This is a genomic window from Streptomyces sp. NPDC127108 (assembly GCF_042677545.1).
In the GTDB taxonomy this organism is placed as follows: domain Bacteria; phylum Actinomycetota; class Actinomycetes; order Streptomycetales; family Streptomycetaceae; genus Streptomyces.
This window is the reverse complement of record NZ_JBHXTE010000001.1, coordinates 245,803-263,836: the sequence shown is the minus strand read 5'-3', so window position 1 is coordinate 263,836 and position 18,034 is coordinate 245,803. Positions and strand designations below refer to the sequence as shown.

At 73.7% G+C, this 18,034-nt stretch carries 18 protein-coding genes; 7 read left to right on the top strand and 11 right to left on the bottom strand.

The genetic code is table 11. The annotated features are described in order from the left end of the window. Positions 1 to 54: 54 nt before the first annotated feature. The 5 genes from ACFVHO_RS01165 to ACFVHO_RS01145 all read left to right on the top strand — a co-directional run bounded on the left by ACFVHO_RS01165 (position 55) and on the right by ACFVHO_RS01145 (position 4,085). A complete protein-coding gene (locus ACFVHO_RS01165; protein WP_385708338.1) occupies positions 55 to 1,065 on the top strand; it encodes a phosphotransferase in 1,011 nt (336 codons plus the stop codon). An 86-nt stretch (positions 1,066 to 1,151) separates the two neighbouring features. Next, positions 1,152 to 1,334, top strand: a complete 183-nt coding sequence (locus ACFVHO_RS01160) for a hypothetical protein (protein WP_087887147.1) — start codon at positions 1,152 to 1,154, stop codon at positions 1,332 to 1,334. Continuing rightward, positions 1,331 to 2,086 carry a hypothetical protein gene (locus tag ACFVHO_RS01155; RefSeq protein ID WP_385708335.1) on the top strand — a complete coding sequence of 252 codons (756 nt, stop codon included), beginning with the start codon at positions 1,331 to 1,333 and terminating at the stop codon, positions 2,084 to 2,086. The genes ACFVHO_RS01160 and ACFVHO_RS01155 overlap by 4 nt, the downstream gene beginning before the upstream one ends. Further along, positions 2,083 to 3,015, top strand: coding sequence for a DUF6895 family protein (locus ACFVHO_RS01150; RefSeq protein ID WP_385708332.1), 933 nt, complete (start codon positions 2,083 to 2,085; stop codon positions 3,013 to 3,015). The genes ACFVHO_RS01155 and ACFVHO_RS01150 overlap by 4 nt, the downstream gene beginning before the upstream one ends. Continuing rightward, positions 3,012 to 4,085: a serine hydrolase domain-containing protein gene (locus tag ACFVHO_RS01145; protein WP_385708330.1), complete on the top strand. Its 1,074-nt coding sequence runs from the start codon at positions 3,012 to 3,014 to the stop codon at positions 4,083 to 4,085. Before ACFVHO_RS01150 ends, ACFVHO_RS01145 begins: the two co-directional genes overlap by 4 nt. Here ACFVHO_RS01145 and ACFVHO_RS01140 read toward each other — a convergent pair. The 7 genes from ACFVHO_RS01140 to ACFVHO_RS01110 form a co-directional block, all read right to left on the bottom strand. Next, positions 4,082 to 5,008: a branched-chain amino acid transaminase gene (locus ACFVHO_RS01140; RefSeq protein ID WP_385708327.1), complete on the bottom strand. Its 927-nt coding sequence runs from the start codon at positions 5,006 to 5,008 to the stop codon at positions 4,082 to 4,084. The two genes, ACFVHO_RS01145 and ACFVHO_RS01140, sit on opposite strands and share 4 nt — an antisense overlap. Before the next feature lie 58 nt (positions 5,009 to 5,066). After that, entirely contained in the window at positions 5,067 to 6,227 is a 1,161-nt protein-coding gene (locus ACFVHO_RS01135; RefSeq protein ID WP_385708324.1) for an Ldh family oxidoreductase, read from the bottom strand. Between the two features lie 13 nt (positions 6,228 to 6,240). Further along, a complete protein-coding gene (locus tag ACFVHO_RS01130) occupies positions 6,241 to 7,245 on the bottom strand; it encodes a diiron oxygenase (RefSeq protein WP_385708321.1) in 1,005 nt (334 codons plus the stop codon). A gap of 3 nt (positions 7,246 to 7,248) precedes the next feature. After that, positions 7,249 to 8,373: an EamA family transporter gene (locus ACFVHO_RS01125; protein WP_385708318.1), complete on the bottom strand. Its 1,125-nt coding sequence runs from the start codon at positions 8,371 to 8,373 to the stop codon at positions 7,249 to 7,251. Continuing rightward, positions 8,280 to 9,605, bottom strand: a complete 1,326-nt coding sequence (locus ACFVHO_RS01120) for a KamA family radical SAM protein (protein ID WP_385708315.1) — start codon at positions 9,603 to 9,605, stop codon at positions 8,280 to 8,282. Before ACFVHO_RS01120 ends, ACFVHO_RS01125 begins: the two co-directional genes overlap by 94 nt. Continuing rightward, complete coding sequence (locus ACFVHO_RS01115) at positions 9,602 to 10,312, bottom strand: TauD/TfdA family dioxygenase (protein WP_385708313.1); 711 nt, start codon at positions 10,310 to 10,312, stop codon at positions 9,602 to 9,604. The genes ACFVHO_RS01120 and ACFVHO_RS01115 overlap by 4 nt, the downstream gene beginning before the upstream one ends. Positions 10,313 to 10,615: 303 nt before the next feature. Beyond that, positions 10,616 to 11,500 (bottom strand): helix-turn-helix transcriptional regulator, encoded by an 885-nt coding sequence (locus ACFVHO_RS01110; RefSeq protein WP_385708311.1) that lies wholly within the window; start codon positions 11,498 to 11,500, stop codon positions 10,616 to 10,618. 325 nt (positions 11,501 to 11,825) lie between these two features. Here ACFVHO_RS01110 and ACFVHO_RS01105 point away from each other — a divergent pair, with 325 nt between their 5' ends. Continuing rightward, positions 11,826 to 13,127, top strand: coding sequence for a phytase (locus ACFVHO_RS01105; RefSeq protein WP_385708308.1), 1,302 nt, complete (start codon positions 11,826 to 11,828; stop codon positions 13,125 to 13,127). A 106-nt stretch (positions 13,128 to 13,233) separates the two neighbouring features. Here ACFVHO_RS01105 and ACFVHO_RS01100 read toward each other — a convergent pair whose 3' ends face one another. Both ACFVHO_RS01100 and ACFVHO_RS01095 read right to left on the bottom strand, forming a co-directional pair. Next, positions 13,234 to 14,349 carry a S1 family peptidase gene (locus tag ACFVHO_RS01100; RefSeq protein WP_385708617.1) on the bottom strand — a complete coding sequence of 372 codons (1,116 nt, stop codon included), beginning with the start codon at positions 14,347 to 14,349 and terminating at the stop codon, positions 13,234 to 13,236. A 296-nt stretch (positions 14,350 to 14,645) separates the two neighbouring features. Next, the gene (locus tag ACFVHO_RS01095) at positions 14,646 to 15,077 is read right to left on the bottom strand and encodes an ATP-binding protein (protein WP_385708305.1); all 432 of its coding nucleotides are present in this window, start codon (positions 15,075 to 15,077) and stop codon (positions 14,646 to 14,648) included. 209 nt (positions 15,078 to 15,286) lie between these two features. On the opposite strand from ACFVHO_RS01095, the gene ACFVHO_RS01090 reads away from it, so the two are divergent. Beyond that, positions 15,287 to 16,129: a DUF1206 domain-containing protein gene (locus ACFVHO_RS01090; protein WP_385708302.1), complete on the top strand. Its 843-nt coding sequence runs from the start codon at positions 15,287 to 15,289 to the stop codon at positions 16,127 to 16,129. An 18-nt stretch (positions 16,130 to 16,147) separates the two neighbouring features. Here the strand turns inward: ACFVHO_RS01090 and ACFVHO_RS01085 are convergent, their stop codons facing one another. Continuing rightward, complete coding sequence (locus ACFVHO_RS01085) at positions 16,148 to 17,032, bottom strand: GAF and ANTAR domain-containing protein (RefSeq protein ID WP_385708299.1); 885 nt, start codon at positions 17,030 to 17,032, stop codon at positions 16,148 to 16,150. 183 nt (positions 17,033 to 17,215) lie between these two features. Continuing rightward, complete coding sequence (locus ACFVHO_RS01080; protein WP_385708614.1) at positions 17,216 to 18,016, bottom strand: response regulator; 801 nt, start codon at positions 18,014 to 18,016, stop codon at positions 17,216 to 17,218. Positions 18,017 to 18,034 lie beyond the last annotated feature (18 nt).

The following is an 18,034-nucleotide window of genomic DNA, read 5'->3' as shown; positions in this document are numbered from 1 at the left end:
CGGGCGCGCCGCGCCAAATGCCCGCCGCAGCAGGGCGGTTGCTAGCGTGCGGGCATGAAGGCGTTTCCTGAAAATCTACGAAATGAAACCCTCTCGCGCGGTCTGGCCGCCTACGGCATCGCGCCCACGGCACTGACCTACGCGCCCGTCGGCTTCGGCGATTACCACTGGAACGTCACCGGCGACGACGGGCGCGACTGGTTCGTCACCGTCTCCGACCTGGAGCACAAGGCGCACTGCGGGGCGGACGCCGCGACGGCGGGCACCGGCCTGCGCCGGGCCATGGACACGGCGCTGACGCTGCGCGCACGCGACGGCCTGGGGTTCGTCGTCGCTCCCGTCGCGGCCACGGACGGGAGCTCGGTGGTGCCACTGGGGGAGCGGTACGCCCTCGCGGTCTTCCCCCATGTCACGGGCCGCACCGGCGAGTTCGGCGAGCGACTCGGCGACGCGGACCGCGACCGCGTCCTCGGCCTGCTCGCACGGCTGCACGGCAGCACGCCGCCCGTCACCACTCCGGCCACCACCCTGGAGCCCGCCGGTCTCAACGGCATCCACGCGGCTCTCGACGACCTCACCGGCACCTGGTCCGGCGGCCCGTACGCCGAACCGGCCCGCCGACTGCTCGCCGCCCACGCCATGGTGCTGCGTGCCCGCCTGGCCGACTTCGCCGCGCTCGCCGACCGTGTGCGCCGCGACGGCGCCCCCCTCGTCGTCACCCACGGCGAGCCGCATCCCGGCAACCTCATCCAAGGCGCGGACGGATACCTGCTGGTGGACTGGGACACGGTCGGACTCGCTCTGCCCGAACGGGACTTGTCGCTGTTCGCGGACGACCCGGCCGCGCTGGCCCACTACACGGGGCTGACCGGCCGGGCCCCCGACGCGGCTGCCCTCGCGCTCTACCGGCTGCGGTGGAGCCTGCTGGACGTGGCCGAGTTCACCGACTGGTTCCGCGCTCCGCACGAGGGGACCGAGGACGCGCAGGTGGCCTGGGACGGCTTCGCGGGGACGCTGGAGGAGTTGGCCGATCGGGATCGCGGCGCGGTGATCGATTCGAACTGAACGGACAATATTGATGAATTGCCATAAACTGGGGCGAGGGTGGGCGTCACTGGATGTAGTGACGACGTCTATGTGAGGAGGCACCGATGCTTGCTCAGCACACACCGCTTCTTGTCGCTCCGACGGACACCACGGCGCTCAGTACGGCCATGGTGGAGCCTGAGGCGGTCCTGAGCGACGCGCCGACGTACGCGCCCGAGGCGGCAGGATTCCTGCTGCTCCTCGCGCTCGTATCGCCGAAGGAGCCGAAGGAGCCGAAGGGCAAGTGAGTCCTGATCGGTCGCAGACGGCGTACGCCGCTTCAGCGGCTGACCTGGCTGTTCGTGCCCTCGATGCCCTCCGTGGCATCGGGGGCACCGCCATGGTCGCCGAGCACGTCGAACACGCCGAGGACCCCAAGGCGGCCCTGGCCGCCATCCGTGTCGTCGGCGCCGACACCCTCGCCCCCTACCTGCTGGCCAACGCCGTCCTGCACCCCCAGGACGCGGCCGCCGTCACCCAGTCGTTCGCCCTCTTCCCACCCCCGGTGAGCACCCCCGACCCGCCGCCCGCGGGAGCCGCCGAACCCTGGCTCGTCGCCTGGCGCGACTGGGCCATGGCCGCACTCCTCGCCCGCCTCACCGGCGCGGAGGCGGGCGGGACCCTGGCGCCCCGGCCCACGGGCGCCCCCGTGCTGACCGACGACGACAGTCACCGCTCCGACACCGACTGGCAGCGCTGGTCCGTCCGCATGGGCCAGCTCTCCCCGCTCGCCCTGCCCGGACTCGAAGGACCCGTGCACACCGCCGCCCGCGCCGCCCCGCTCGCCCTCGCGCGCGGCGCCACCCGCGCCGTGCTGCGCCGCGACTTCCCCACCGCCGCCCGCATCACGCGCTGGCTGGCCCTGCTCGGCGCCGAGGGCGTCCACCTCCCGCTCGACCCCGCGCCCCTGCTCGAACACCTCCGCCTGCACGGCGGCGGCCCGCGACTCGCCCTCGACGTCGCCATCGCCCGACGGCTGCTCGGACTGGAGACCGCATGACGGCGTCCGTGACCGGGACCGCGCACCAGGTGAGCGCGCGGGCCCTGACCTGGCTCCACACCCACCGGGAGCTCGGCGCCCTGCCCGCCGACACCACCGCCGACCTCGGCGACCCCGACAGCGTCTACAAACCCCTCGGCGAGAGCGCTCTCGCCGCCTCCCTGGTGCTGCGCGAGTCCGCCGCGGGCGGCACCGAGCTGCGCCTGGCCCGCGAGCTGATGGACTTCTGCTGGCGCCAGTTCGGCGACGGCGACATGCTCTACGAACGGCTGCTGCGGTACTCGATGATGACCGACCCGCTGGAGACGTACGCCCCCTTCGCCCGCTGCGGCATCCGCCACGAACCCCTGGAACGGCTGCTCACCCACACCAGCGGACTGCGCTCGGTGCGCGGCGCCGAGGTCCTGCCCAACCGCAGGCTCGCCGTCGCCAACGCGGCCCGCGTCGCGGGCCTCGACCGGGGCGCGCACGCCTACGACTGGGCCGCCCTGGCCCGCGCCACCTGGCTCGGCGCCGTCCCCGAGCCCTGGCTCATCGACTGGATGACCGGCTACTGCGTCACCCACACCGTCTTCCACCTCACCGACTGGGGCGGCCACCCCGCCGGCCTGCCCGACGACCTCGCCGCGTACGTGACCACCTGGCTGCCCGTGTGGATCGACATCTGGGCCGAGATCGAGCAGTGGGACCTGGTCGCCGAGCTGATGATCGTCGGCTGCTGCCTGCCCGAGCCGTACTGCGAGCCCGCCGACTGGGAGCGGCTCGCCCGCGTCCAGCACGCCGACGGCCTGGTGCCGCGGGACGGAGACCCGGTCGCCGACGACCCCGGCCGCCGCTTCGAGGACCACCAGCACACCGCCGTGGTCGCCGCCATCGCCGGCACCCTCGCGGTCTCCCGCACCCTGGGCGGGGCGGCGGAGCAGCGGTGAGGCCGGGGGAGCCCGCCTGGGCGGTGAACCTGCTCGCCGCCCTGCGCGCCGCCGCCCCCGGCGCCAGCGCGGTGGCACTCGCCGTCCGCCGCGGCCCCGACCACGCCGTCCTCGCCACCGGCAGCACCGCCCTGCGCGGCGGCGCGGCGGCCGACCCCGACACCCGCTTCGAAATCGGCTCCCTCACCAAGACGTTCACCGCCCTGCTCCTGGCCGAGATGGTCGCCCGCGGCGAGGTCGCCTACGACGACCCGATCACCCGCTTCCTGCCCCGCACCGCCACCCCGCACCTGCGCGGCGCCCCCATCACCCTGCTGCACCTCGCCACCCACACCTCCGGCCTGCCCCGGCTTCCCCCCGGCCTGCTGCGCAGCGGCGCGACCGCCTGGTTCAGCAACCCGTACGCCGCCTTCTCCGCCGCCGACCTGCGCGCCGCCCTCGCCCGCACCCGGCCGCGCGCCGCCCCCGGCACCCGCGTGCGCTACTCCAACCTCGGCGTCGGCCTGCTCGGCGCCCTCCTCACCCATGCGGCCCACGGCCCCGGCGCTCCCTTCGCGCCCCTGCTCGCCGCCCGCGTCCTCGACCCGCTCGGCCTGACCCGCACCAGCTGCGCCGCCGACCAGCCGCAGGCCACCGGCTACTGGCACGGCAGAGCGCGCCCCATCTGGCAGATCCCCGCCCTGCCCGGCGCCGGAGCGGGCCGGTCCAGCGCCCGCGACCTGCTGACCTCCCTCGACGCCCTGCTCGACCCGGCCGCGGCTCCCGCCACCGTCCCCGCCACGCTGCGCACCGCGCTCGCCGACGCCACCACGCCCCGCATCGCCCTGCCGCGCACCGGCCGACGCATCGCCCTCATCTGGAACATCCGCCCCCGGCCGACCCACGACCTCTACCACCACTCCGGCGGCACCCGCGGCTTCACCGCCTTCGCGGGCTTCAGCCCCCACAAGCACGTGGCACTCGTCGCGCTCGCCAACACGAGCCCCGCCCTGACCGGCACGTTCATCCAGCGGGCCTACCTGGAGCTGTGGGCGCTCGCCCAGGCCCGCGAACCGCGCCGGGACGCCTAGGCACCGAGGCGCGGCACGGGAGTCAGCCAGTGTGCCGACGGCGTGCTCTTGCCGGACACCGCGTCCTGATATGCGTCGCGCAGCGTGGCCGTGACGGGCCCGGGGGCGGGCAGCGCCGTGGGGCGGTCGTCCAGGGACTCGACCGGGACGACACCGATGGCGGTGCCGGTGACGAACAGTTCGTCGGCCGTGTACGCCTCGGCGTGGGCGAGCGGACGCTCGCAGACGGGAATCCCGGCCGCGCGCGCGAGGTCGATGACCGTGGCGCGCGTGATGCCGGGCAGGATGCCGTCTTGCACCGGAGGGGTGTGCAGGACGCCGGACCGTACGACGAAGACGTTCGCGGCCGAACCCTCGGAGAGATGACCCGCCGACGTCAGCATCAGCGCGTCGTCGTAACCCGCGCGCAGCGCCGCCAACTTCGCGAGCGAGGAGTTCAGATACGCGCCCGTCGCCTTCGCGAGCGGCGGGATGGTGTCCTGGTGGTTGCGCCGCCAGGCACTCGTCATCAGCCGCCAGGACCGCGCGGGCTGGTCCTCCCACGCCCAGGCCGCGAGCGTGACCCGTACGGCGGACAGGTCGAGGGCCACCCCCATGCTGCCGTAGCCGAGATACACCAACGGGCGGACGTAGCGCGGCCCCGCCCCGCCCGCGGCGATCAGTTCGGTGGTCGCGGTGGCCAATTCGTCCTCGGTGAAGGGGATGTCCATCCGGTACACGCGGGCGGAGCGGACGAGCCGCGCGAGATGGTCGCGCAGCCGGAAGACGGCGAGGGTGCCGTCCACCGTCGGGTGCGCGCGGATTCCCTCGTACACCGCCCAGCCGTAGTGCAGGGACTGGGTCAGGACGTGCACCTTGGCCTCGTCCCAGGCGACCAGGCGGCCGTCCATCCAGATGTGCTCGGCGGGGGAGAGGGCGCTCATCGGATGCTCCTCGTCATGGGGTGCCCTTCGTCGTGGCGGGGTGCTGCGGCCGGGTTCGTCAGGGGGCGGTGCGCGGGAGGGGGCGCAGGGTCGGCGCGGGCAGTCCGTGGCGGCGGGCGAGGCGCTCCAGGGCGCGCGTCGTGTCCACGTCGAGGGTGATGCCGGACCGCGCCGCCGCCCGCTCGCTCAGCCGCTCCGGGTCCCCGGGTGAGAGCACCGGCGAGCCGTCGGCGGGCGGTGCCGCCCGGGTCGTGTCGAGCAGGTCCCGCAGCCGCCCGTCGAAGCCGTCCCGGCCGCCGAAGAAGGCCGGGTCCAGGCAGAGCAGGAAGTGCGCGACGCGGCGGCCGCCGCCGGGCTCGGCCTGCTCGATGTGGTCGAGCTCCCAGTCCAGCGGGGCGTCGGCGAGCCCGGCCGTCATCAGGGCCACGACCATGCCGAGCCCCTGGCCCTTGTAGCCGGGGCCGAGCGGGGCGAGGGCCGCCGCCCGGGCGGGGTCGAGAGTGCCGCGCCCGTGGCCGTCGGTGGCCCAGCCCGCGTCCAGGGGGCGGCCGCGTCGCCCCCGCTCCCGTACCGTCCCCAGACACACCTGGCTGGTCGCCATGTCGAGGACGAACTCGTGGTCGCCCGCCCCGGCCGCGACGCTCACCGGATTGGTGCCGAGCAGCGGATCGCGCCCGTGGAACGGCGCCACCCGCGACGACGCCGACGTCATCGCCCAACCGGCCATCCCCGCCCGGGACATGACCCGGCTGTGGATCGAGGCGGCCGCGAAGTGGTTGGAGTTGCGCACCACGACGGCCGCGACGCCGTACCGCGCGGCGCGCCGCACCGCCTCCCGCGCACCCGCCGTCCCCGCCACCACCCCGAGGGCCGCGTCCGCGTCGAGCAGCGCCGAGGGGCCGCTCTCCCGGACCACGGCGATCCGCGGCGCCGGATTGGCGATCCGCCGCGCGAGGTCGTCCAGATAGCCCGGCAGCAGCCGAAGGCCGTGCGTGCTGAGCCCGCGCGCCGACGTCTCCACGAGGGCGTCGGCGACCACCGCGCAGGCCTCGTCGTCCACGCCGTGCTCACCGAGGGCGCGCACCGCGACGGCGCGCGCGGCGTCCGCGTCGACGAGGTACGCCGAGGTGCCCGCGGCCCGTGCGTCCGACGCGGGTCCGTGCGTGCCCCGATTCTCCTTCTTCGGCAGTGACACGTTCTCCTTCTTCGGCAGTGACACGGTCGCGCACCCCCTACAGGACGTACGGCAGTTGGCCCGACACCTTCACGCTCGACCAGTCGAACTCGATCCGCTCGAGGACTTCGAGCTCGGCGAGGACCTGGTGGAGGCCGCTGTAGTCCCGCAACAGCGCCGTGCGGCCCGCCGACCGGCAGTCCTGGAGCATGTCCGCGCCGCCCTCGACCCCGACGAATCGCATGATCGCCTCCCAGGCGCGGTAGTCGTTGGCCGAGTACGCCTCAAGCGCCCGGCACAGCGCGTCGAGCAGGAACCGCTGTTGTTCGTCACCGAGTTGGGGATACACGACCTTCAGGAGCTCGCCGCTGATCGAGCCGTGGCAGACCTCGTCGTGCCGGTGCAGCCGCGACAGCGTCACGTTCATGGGCTGCACCCCCTCGGCCTTGGCGACCAGTTCGAGGTACGCGCCGATGGACAGCTCGGTCGTGGTGGAGAACGCGAGCGTGAGCAGGCTGCGCTGCCAGCGCTCCACCGCCCGGTCGGTCAGCTCATGGTGCGTCACGGACACGTAGGGCAGGGGGAGTTGCTTCTCCTGGAAGTGATCTCCGCGCCGGGCCCGGGTCACGTCGCTCGCCATGCGGTGCATCAGGATGTGGTACTGCTCGTCGACCATGGCCTGCATCAGCGAGACCTCCAGGGCCTCGCCCCACAGGCCCGGGAACTCACCGCGCAGGATCAGCCCGAAGGCCGGGTTGACCACATGCGTCTCGGAGTACTCGGTGTTGCGGTTGAGGGCGATCATCGCCCAGGTGAGGACGGCCGACCGCTGCTCGGGCGCCAGTCCGGTGTACGTGGGGTGGTCGGCGAAGGGGACGATCTCCTCGGGGTAGTCGGGCAGCGCGGGGTCGAACAGGTCGAGCAGGTCCGTGTCGTCCCGCTTGACGGTGGCCCGCCGCTTCCAGTTGGCGGCCAGACGGTGGATGACCGGGTTGTCGACGGCACCGAACATCACGGAGCCGAAGGCGTCTTCCTCGGAGCTGCTGACGAAGCGCTCGTCCATCGTTCAGGTTCCTCTCGGGCTCTCGTGGGGTTCTGCTGCCGCGTGCCGGGACTCGGCCGGCACCGGAAGGGGGGATCCCGCAGCCGGAAGGGGATCGACGCGCGGCCCGCCCTGCCGGGCCGACGTGCGCATCGTCCGCTGCGCGAGCGCCACCCCCGCCAGGACCGTGACAACACCCGCGCACTGCACGGGCGTCAGCGTCTGGCCGAGGAACAGGTACGCGGCCCCCGCCCCCGCCACGACCTCCAGCGTCGCGAACAGGCTCGCCGCCGACGGCGCCAGGAACCGCTGGGCCGCGATGCCGCTGACGTACGCGACGAGCGTCGCGACGAACGCGGCCCACACCACGACCACCCACACGGGCGCGGACACCGACTCGTGGCGGACCGTGTCGCCGAGCGTGCCGTAGGGGAAGGCCGTCACCGGCGAGACGATGTTCAGCGCGAGCGCGCCGACCGCGATGCCGAGGGCGGTCACGGTGACCGGGTCGTGCCGTACCAGCGCCCGCCCGGCGACCAGGAAGCGCACCGAGAGCGCCGCCGCCGTCCCTAGCGCCGCGAGCACGCCCACGACGTCGAGCCGGAGCCGCGACCACACCTCGCCCACGAGCAGCAGCCCCACGAGCACCACGGCCGTCCCCGTCCACACGAGCCGGGGCTGCGGCACCCGCCGCACGCACCGCAGCCAGCCGACGACGATGACCGGCGCCAGGAACTGCAGCACCACGAAGACGCCGACGGGGATGCGGGCGACAGCGACACCGCACAGGGTCTGCAGCGTGGCGAAGGAGAAGACGCCGAGCACCGCGATGACGCCGTACGCCTCCCGCGCCGCGGCGACCAGCGCGCGCGGCCGGGTCAGGGCGACGAACGCGAGCAGCAGCACCGCCGCGACCGACAGGCGGGCCTGGGCGATCTCCATCGCCGTCAGGCCCGCCGAGTCGAGGACCTTGGTGGCGGGGCCGACCGTGCCGAAGGTGCAGGCGGACACGGCCGCGAGCGCGACACCCGTCGCGGAGCCCGCCGGGGAGGCGTTCAGCGCGGGCCCCCTTGACGTACGGGCGCCGGCAGCGCGCCCTGCGGGAAGAACCGCCGGTCGTGGTCCGCGGTCGGAACCAACTCGGACCACCACTGCGCGTCCGGGTCCCACCGGGCGTGGAAGGGGCGGCCCACCAGGTCGGGATCGCGTGCCTGGAGGAAGCGCAGCGCGAACGCCCGCTCGCCGTCCGGAAGCCGCGTCGGCCCGTCCACAGTCACCTTGCCCTCGGTCGTCGACATGACCGGCCCGCGCGCGGTGCGCCCGAGCCCCGAGAGCTGCGTCGTCGCGTCGCGGTGGATCTCGTACGCGCGCTGGATCGGCAGTCCGAAGTAGCGGCGCGCGCCGGTGTCCCGCTCGACGAACAGATAGTACGGGTGGATGCCGAGGGCGAGTTGCGCGCGCCAGGAGTCCGCCCACACGCCGGCGTCGTCGTTGACGTGCCGGACGACGGGTGCCTGCGAGCGCAGTTCGGCGCCCGTCGCGCGCAGGGCCCCGACGGCGAGCCGCGTCAGGTCCGGTTCCAGCTCGCGCGGGTGCGAGACGTGCACCATGACGGCGACGTGCCGCCCCGCCCGCACCAGGCGTTCGAGGAGCCGGAGCAGCGGCGCCGCGTCCGGGTCGCTGACGAGCCGCGCCGGGTGGAAGGAGAGCGCCTTGGTGCCGATGCGGACCGTCGTGATGTGTTCGAGGCCCGGCCGCAGCAGCGCGTCCACGTACGGTTCCAGGAGGTCCGTGCGCATCACCAGCGGATCCCCGCCGGTGAACAGGACGTCGCTGACCTCGGGGTGGTGCCGCAGGTAGTCGGTGACGCGACGCGGCCCGTCGTCGGCGATGCGCAGCCCCGGATCGCCCACGAACTGCGCCCAGCGGAAGCAGTACGAGCAGTAGGAATGGCACGTCTGGCCGTGCCGGGGGAAGACAAGCGCTGTCTGGGCGTACTTGTGCTGGATGCCCTCGACCTCGTCGCCCTCGTCGAGGCGCGGGATGTTCCGGGTGAGTTGCTCACCGGGGTGCGGGTTGAGGTCGCGGCGGACGGCGGCCACGGTGGCCCGCAGCTCGGCCGGGTCGCCCAGGGCGCGCTCCACGGCCCGGAAGTGCGCCGGGTCGATCATGTCGCGGTGCGGGAAGAGCAGCCGGTACAGCGGGTCGTCGGGGGCGCTCTTCCAGTCCACCAGATGGTCGATGACATGGCCGCTGACCTTGAACGGAAGGACCTGGCCGACCACGTCGACGTCGTGTGCGAGGTCGGCGTCCGCGCACCGGTCACGGACCAGCGCGGCGAGCCTGCGGCCGGACACCGTGCGGGTTCCCGGGGCGCTCATGCGGCGATCCAGTAGCGCGTCAGGTGGCGGTCGGCGTCCTCGTACGCGGAACGGGCGTGCAGCATCCGCTGGTTGTCCCAGATGAGCAGGGACCCGTCGGGCACCAGGATCCGCGTGCGGTACTGGTCGAACAGCTCGCCCACCCGGCGGGCCAGGGCCGCGCCCGCCCGCCCGAGCGGCAGCGACTCGGGCTCAGGGGAGGCGTCGAGGGCGGCGTCGTAGTCGGCGGCGGTCAGCAGGTTGTAGCTGAACCTGAGCACCGGGCGGCCGTCGTCCTCCTCGTACAGCATCGGCACGGTGACGGTGCCGTCCCCCGGGCCGGGGAACGCGAGCCGGGGATCGGTCAGGAGGGCGTGCTCGGCCGGGCTCAGCAGTTTCTCCAGGAGCCGTCCGTCGAGCAGGTCCGTGTGGCCGCCGCCGCAGCGGGCCTGCCGGTGGCAGTACAGGGCGAGGTGGCGCGGGCTCGGGTCCCAGCCCGGGGCCTCGGTGTGGGCGCGGATCGTGTTGCGGCTCTGCGAGTAGGCGCGGCCGTCGTTGCCGGGACGGTGCACGACCTCGTGCTCCACGGTGCCCGTGTACTGGGGCACGAACCGGCCGATGTCCTGCAGGAGTTCGATGGCGTGCCGCTGTCCGGAGAGTCGGTCCACGACGGTGTGCCCGTCGGCCTCCAGAACGGCACGCACGCTCTCGGCGCGTGGCATGGGCATGTGCTTCCCCCGTTGTTTCCTTCGCTGATCGCCGTCGGGCGATGTCTTGGCTCGGACAAGTGGGTGCTGGGTGCCGGTGGTCAGTCGGTCCAGCGCCGCGGCGCGTCGACGTCCGCGGGACGCCGGCCACGCCGGTGGTGCGACGCAGCCTCGCAAAGGGGCCCGGGGACGTATTGAAGAAAACCGACCTCGCCGGGGGATGGCTCAATCCGCTATGCGAAGGCCGGTGTCCGGGGAGCGCGCCCGGGTGGTACCGGAGGGAGCGCGGGGACCGGGGAGCACCGGCGCGGTCGAACCGGCGGGTCAGTCCGGCAGGACCAGGCTCGTGGGCCTGCGCTCGCCGCGGTCCACCTCCGCCGGGCCGCTGTGGGCGAGCGCGCGGGTGCGGGCGAAGCGGGACAGGGTCCAGCCGGTCATGCCCTTGAACTCCCGGCTCAGATGGCCCTGGTCGGAGTAGCCCGCGAGGGAGGCGGCCGCGGCGCCGTTGTGCCCCTGGGACAGCAGGCCGACGGCGCTGCGCAGCCGCAGGACGCGCGCCGCGGCCTTCGGAAGCAGCCCGAGCTGCTGCTCGAAGCGCCGCTCCAAGTGCCGCTCGCTCCAGCCGCATTCGCGCGCCAGGGCGTGCACGGGGATCCGGCCCGCGGTGCGGTTGAGCCGCTGCCAGGCCCACAGCACCTCCGCCGAGCCGTGCGGCCCGTCCTGGAGCCAGCTCGTGAGCGTCGAGTCCAGGAGCGCGAAGCGCGAGGCCCAGTCCGGACACAGGTCGAGCCGCTCGTCGAGGCCGCGGAACCGGGGACCCAGCAGATCGGCGGGCTCCACCAACTGGTTGGCCAGCGCGTTCATCGGCGTACGGAAGAGCGTGTACGCCGCCCAGGGGGCGATCACCACCTCCACGCCGCTGAGCCGCCCGTCGTGCTCGCCGAGCCGGGCCCGGGACTGCATCCCCGCGTACACGGAGGTGTACGTCGACTTGGCGGCGCGCCCGGCGCCCGCGGCCTCCCACACGCTCAGCCGCTGCCCGAACAGGATCACCAACGTCGTCATGAAGTCGGGGAGTTCGAGCCGCCGCCGGGCCCTGGTCAGGTCGAAGCGGAAGCCGCGGTAGCCGACGACGCCGGGCCTGAGCGCGGGTGCCGGGCGGGCGGCGGCCCGCTCCCACGTTCCGTCAGGGCAGCACGTGTACCTCACCGGATTCCCCCGTCCCGTGTCCGACTGCCGCCATTGTCGGCCGGGGGAGGGGGCCCGGGAGACAGCGCTTTCGCGCCAGTGTCCCCGCCGTGCGCATGCCGTTCGCGCGCATGACGTGCCCTCTTCCGCGGGCGTACTTCCGCCCGTCACCCTGCATGAGCACGTAAGAGCCTGCGTGCGCACGCGGCCTCGCAGGACGCCGGGTGTGCCCGCGCGTACGGGACGAACCGAAGTCCGCCACGAACAGCATCCGCGTCATGAACGGCATCCGCCGTGACCGCGTCCCGCAGGGACCGCGTCCGTCAGGAACCGAAGGAGCCCTTCCGTGCCCAAGGCCCGTATCCGCAGACCGAGCGTCCTCGCCGTCGCCACCGCCCTGGCCGCACTCGCCGCGGCGGCCCCCGCGCAGGCGCAGGCGCCCGGCGCCCTGCCCGCGCTCACACCCCGGGCCGAGACGGCGCCGCTGTACGACGACGAGGCGGGCGGCAACTCCGACGCCGACGACCCGGCGATCTGGCGGAACACCGCGGACCCGGGCCGCAGTCTGGTCGTCGCCACGGCCAAGGAGGGCGGCCTACGGGTGTACGACCTCGACGCCCGGCAGATACAGCACCTGCCCGCGCCCGCAGGACCGGCACCCGGCGACGCCCCCGGCCGATTCAACAACGTCGACCTGGTCACCGGCCTGAAGCTGTCCACCGGCCGCGCCGACATCGCGGTCACCAGCGACCGGGGCAACGACCGGCTGCGCTTCTACCGCATCGACCGCGACCGCCCGGGCGGCCCGCTCACCGACGTCACCGACCCGGCCGCCGCACCCGTCTTCTCCGCCGACCAGGGGGAGATCAACGAACAACGCACCGCCTACGGCCTGGCCACCTGGACCGACCGGGCGACGGGCCGCTCGTACGCCGTCGTCAGCCAGCGGGAGCGCACCCGCGTCGCGCTCCTCGAACTGCTCCCCGGCCGGTCCGGCACGGTCGGCTACCGCACCGTACGCACCCTCGACCTGCCGTCGGCCTTCCGGCTCCCCGACGGCACCTCCTGGACGCCGTGCGCCGAACCGGGCCAACTGCCCCAGGTCGAGGGCATGGTCGTGGACCCGTCCGACGGCACCCTCTACGCGGGCCAGGAGGACGTCGGCATCTGGCGGCTGCGCGCCGACCTCACCGGCACACCCACCCTGGTCGACAAGGTCCGCGAGTACGGCGTGCCGGGCACCTACGACGAGGCCACGGACGAGTGCGCGCCGGGCGCCGACCCCGGCTACGGCGGCAAGCGGCTCGCCGCGGACGTGGAAGGCCTCACGCTCCTGACCGAGCGCGACGGCGACGGATACGTCCTCGCCTCCAGCCAGGGCGACAACACCTTCGCCGCGTACGACCGCGAACGCGGCGAGGACAACGAGTACGAGGGCGGTTTCCGCGTGAGCGCCGCCTCCGCGACCCTCGACGGCTCCGAGGAGTGCGACGGGGCCGCGGCGCTCAACGCCCCGCTCGGCGCGAAGTATCCGCACGGGCTCCTCGTCGTCCAGGACGGCGACGAGACCCCGCAGGAGTCCGGACGCGAGGCCACGGGCTTCAAGTTCGTCCGCCTCGACGACGTCGTGGACGCCCTGGAGGACTGAGCAGGTCCGGGGTGCCGAAAGCCGCGTGACGCGTGCGCGGTCCTTCGGCACCCCGGAGTCGGCTCCGCCCGGGTGCGGCCGGACGGGGCCGAAGGGTCGTGCGCGATCAGGCGGTGTGCAGCCTCAGCCCGTAGCGCCCGAGTATCTCGTTCACCGGCTGGTACCAGGTCTCGCCGCCGCTGCCGCAGTTGCCCCAGCCGCCCGAGGTCACGCCCTGGGCCTGGTCGCCGCTGATGAACGAGCCGCCCGAGTCACCGCCTTCGGCGCAGACGCTGGTCTTGGTGAGCTGGTGCACGACCGTGCCGTCCGAGTAGTTGACGGTCTCGTTCTTGGCGAGGAGCCGGCCGCAGTGCCATTTCGTGGTGGACCCGGAGCGGCAGATCGACGATCCGACCGGCGCCTCGGCCGAGCCGCGCACGAGCTGGTCGGGGATGGTGCCCCAGCCGAGGACGACCGGCACGGTCCACCAGCCGTGCCCGATGGACACGTACGCGTAGTCGTCACCGGGGAACGAGGAGCCCTGGAACGTGCCCATGGCGGACCCGTCCCAGCCGCGCACCGACGCGCCCGCGCGCCCGCAGTGCCCGGCCGTCACGAAGCCGCCGTGCACCGAGAAGCCGATGGAGCAGCGGACGTTGCCGGTGTAGTACGGGTCGCCGCCGACCGTCCCCGCCGCGAAGGTCCGCGGTCCTTCGGGAACCGTCGCCACCTGCACGGGCGCGATCGCTCGTGCCTTCCGCAGGAAGGAGCTGACATCGTTGTCGCCACGATGTCCGGCGACGACGTCCACGACGACGCGGTTCGCCTTGTGGTCGACGCGCCAACTGGCCACGTCCGCGGGGGCGTCGAGCTTGTCGACGCGTGCCTTCGCCGCGTTGAGCTCCCTGGTGCTGTGTTCGACGAGCCGGACGTCGGCGCCGGTCGCGCGGACGTCGGCGAGGGCCCGCCGCTGCGTCACCGCGACGGTGAGCCCGCCGCGCTGCTCGTCGAACCAGGCGCCGCCGAACGCGGCACCGGCGGCCTTGCGTGCCGACCGCTCGGTCGTGGTGGCCCGCCGTTCGTCGGCGAGCCGCTCGCGCGCGGCGGCGGGGGTCAGGCCGAGGTCGCGCTCCATGGCGGCCAGGAGAGCGGCGGAGGCGGGCGGTCGGGACGTGCGGTCGCCGGTGGTCTCGCGGTCGGCGGCAGCGGCGGAGGTGAGTCCGGTGCCGGCGCAGGTGGCCATCAGGAGCAGGGCGGACAGGCCGAGGCGTGTGGTGCGTCTTTCGGGGATGATGCGTCTCACAGTGGGGGACCTCTCGTCGTTCCAACGGGTGTGTGGTGGACCAGAGTTGCTGAGAGCGCTCTCAGTTCGTGATGCGGCAGAGCGTAGGGAGACCTCGCGGTCAAGTCCATACCTTCGCCACGGCTGGGCTCTTCACGGGAGAGGCTCGGCTGGCCGGGCGAAAGGGTCCGGCTTGCCGGGGGAGAGGTCAGGCTCTCCGCGGGAGGGAGGGAATCAGGCCTTGCGGGGGAGCGCCGTCAGGCCTCGCGCCGGGAGCAGGGGGCGTCGCCGGGGCCCTTGAAGCAGGCGGTGATGGTCTTGCCGTCCGCCGTGGGATGGATGCTCCAGGTGTCGGCGAGGGCGTCCACGATGGCCAGGCCGCGGCCGCTGACGCTGGTGTCGTCCGCCGGGCGCGGCGCGGGGGACCCCGGCCCGGAGTCGTGGACGGTCAGGTGCAGCCCTTTCCCGTCCCAGGTCAGCACCACCTGGGCGCTGGTGCGGGCGTGGTGGTGGGCGTTGGTGACCAGCTCGGACACCGCGAGGACGACGGAGTCCACCGCGTCCGGGTCCGTACGCGCCCACCCCAGGGACTCCATGTGGGCGCGGGCCCACTCCCGCCCGGCTCTGACGCCTCGGGACACGGGGAAGGACTGGGCCCAGCCGACGGCCCGCAGCGAAGCATCCGACATGACGCACCCTCACACGGTTGGCACAGTCTGCCCTCCGGTTACCCCGCTCCGTGCGCTTCAACGACCCCCATGTATACGGCACAGAGTGAGAATCGGCTCCTCCTGTCCCTTCGTGGTCCCGTCCGCGGCCTCCCTTCGCGGTCCTGTCCGCGGCCGCGCCCGTCCGATTCACGCGCATCGCGGCGCGCTACCGGGGCACTCGCGGGGCCATGGGATTCGACGGCGTCGTACGCGACGGGACACGACAGGCGCGCCGAGTGGCGAAGGGGCGAGGCGTCGGGGCGGCCGCACGCGCCGGATTCGTGGCGCGGGGCGTCCTCTACGCGCTCGTCGGCGTCCTCGCGTTGCGCATCGCCTTCGCCGACGACGGCGGGCGGCAGGCCGACCGGGGCGGCGCCCTGACGGAGATCGCCGACAAGCCCTTCGGGAACGCCCTGCTGTGGCTCCTCGGTCTCGCCCTCGTGGGCATGGCCCTGTGGCGGCTCTCGGAGGCGCTGTTCGGGCAGGCGGGACCGGACGGCCACCGGGCCAAGAAGCGCCTCGCGTCGGCGGGCCGGTCCGTGTTCTACGGCGTGGTCGGCTACTCCGTCCTGGCCTACGTCACCGGGGACAAGGGCAGCGGCAGCGGCTCGTCCGACCGCCAGAGCGACGATGTGACGGCGACCGCGCTGGGCTGGCCCGCGGGGCAGTGGATCGTCGGCGCCGTGGGCGCGGGCGTGGCCGTGGCCGGCGTGTGGATCGCGGTCCGGGCGGTGCGGCGCAAGTACCACAAGCACCTGCGGACGCACGAGATGCCCACCCCCGTACGGCGGACCGTGGACACCCTCGGAGTGGTGGGCGGCAGCGGCCGCGGCGCCGTCTTCGCCGCGGCCGGGGCCTTCGTCCTGGTGGCCTCCGTGCGGCACGAGCCGGGGGAGGCCAAGGGGATGGACGACGTCCTGCGCTCGTTCCGGGACACCCCGGCGGGGCCGTGGCTGCTCGTGGCGGTGGCGCTCGCGCTGGTGGCGTTCGGCCTCTTCTCGTGGGCGTGCGCGCGGTGGCGGCGGGTGTGAGCGGGCGGGCCCGTCGTGTCAGCGCAGGGCGGCCGCTGCGGCGTGGAGGTGTTCGAGGGCGTCCAGGACGCGGGTGTTGCGGTGCCAGGCCAGCCAGCGGCCGACCTGCTCCCCGACGGCCTGCAACTCGTCGAGCTGCGTGCGCGTGAAGCCGGCCAGGGGGCGTTCGTGGTGCGAGGAGACCATGCCGAGCACGGCACCGCCCGGACCCGTCAGGGGAACGCTGTGGCAGCCCCGGCTGCCCGCCCGCAGGATGGTGTGCCGGGAGTCCTCGTCGAAGACCTCCGCGACCGCCACGTCCTTCACCGTCACCTGCCGACCCTCCTGGGCGGCCTGTGCGCACGCCGTCGTCGAGTCCTGCACGAAGGCGAAGAAGTCGGTGAACTCCCGGCTCAGCCCGGTGTGTCTCTCCAGGCGCAGCATCCCGTGCTCCGCCACCTGCACGTTGCCCATCCCGGCCTGTGTGAGGTGCAGGACCCGCCGCAGCGTGGACTTCAGGACGGCCCCGTGCCCGCTGTGGTCCCCCTCGGGCCCGGCCAGGCCCGGCAGCGGCGGCGGGCTGTAGCGGGCCCGCCCGGGAAACCACAGCTCGGCGTCCGCGTCGGGGCCCGGCACCCGGATCACCGCTTCCGCCAGTGTGTGCAGCTTGATGTTCATGCGCTGTGACGTCCGGCGCAGCAGGTCGAACGCCACCTGCGACGAATCGAGCCGGTAGCGGCCGATCAGGATGTCCTGGGCGCGCTCCACGCAGGCGTGTGCCAACTGGCGGTTGCGCAGGGCGACATCGTGCTGCCTGGGCCCCGGCATCGTGCCGGTCGCGGGGAGAGGCCCGGGCGGCGTGGGCGGTGCGTCGGCCTCGCGGCCGGGGTCGTTCGAGGTCGGGTCCAGGGGATCCTGACTCACGGTTCGGTCTCCTCGTAGCCTGGGAACAGCACACATCAGCCGTCCGTGGACACACGCGTGTCCGTGGACACTCGCGGCCGAACCCTTTCCCCGCTTCAGCCGTCAAGTCACTTGTCGATGTGCCTACTTCCCAAGCACCCGCACCACGGTAGCCGCCTTCGCCCCTGTGTGCAGGGCTCTACGTCACGGCGTCGATCCGTCGCGCGGCTCCGCCCCTGCGGCCCCTCGACCGTCCGCCCCTCGACCGTCCGCCCCTCGACCGTCCGCCGCCCGGGCGGCCGCCTCGACCAGGCCGGACTCATAGGCGGCGATCACCGCCTGCGCGCGGTCCCGGACACCGAGCTTGACGAAGATGCTGGTGATGTAGTTCTTGACCGTCGAGACGCTGATGTCCAGCGCCTCCGAGATCTGCGTGTTGTCGAGCCCGGTCGCGATCAGCCGCCACACCTCGACCTCGCGGGGCGTCAGCTCGCCCACGTCCACCACCGGCGCGGCCTGCCGGGGCAGGTCCGGGGCCCGGACGTACGTGGAGATGAGCCGCGTGAGCAGGCGCGGGGCCACGGCCGCCTCACCGGCGTGCACGGTGCGCACCGCCGCGATCAGCTCCTCCGGCGAACTGTCCTTCGGCAGGAACCCGTACGCGCCCGCGCGCAGCGCCCCCACGACGTACTCGTCCATGTCGAAGGTGCTCAGGGCGAGCACCCGGCAGCGGGGCAGCACCCGCGTCAGCTCCTCGGTCGCCCTGACCCCGTCGAGCACCGGCATGCGGATGTCCATGACGACGACGTCGGGCCGCAGCCAACGCGCGAGCGCGACCGCCTGTTCGCCGTTCTCCGCCTCGCCGACCACCTCGAACGCCGGGTCGGGGGTGAGGATGAGGGCGAGTCCACGGCGCACCAGCGGCTGGTCGTCGGCGATGAGCACTCGGACGCGGTGCGAGGACTCGCTCGACGGTACGGCGGCGTGGTCCGTGGACTCGTTCATCGGTACGGCGGCGTGGTC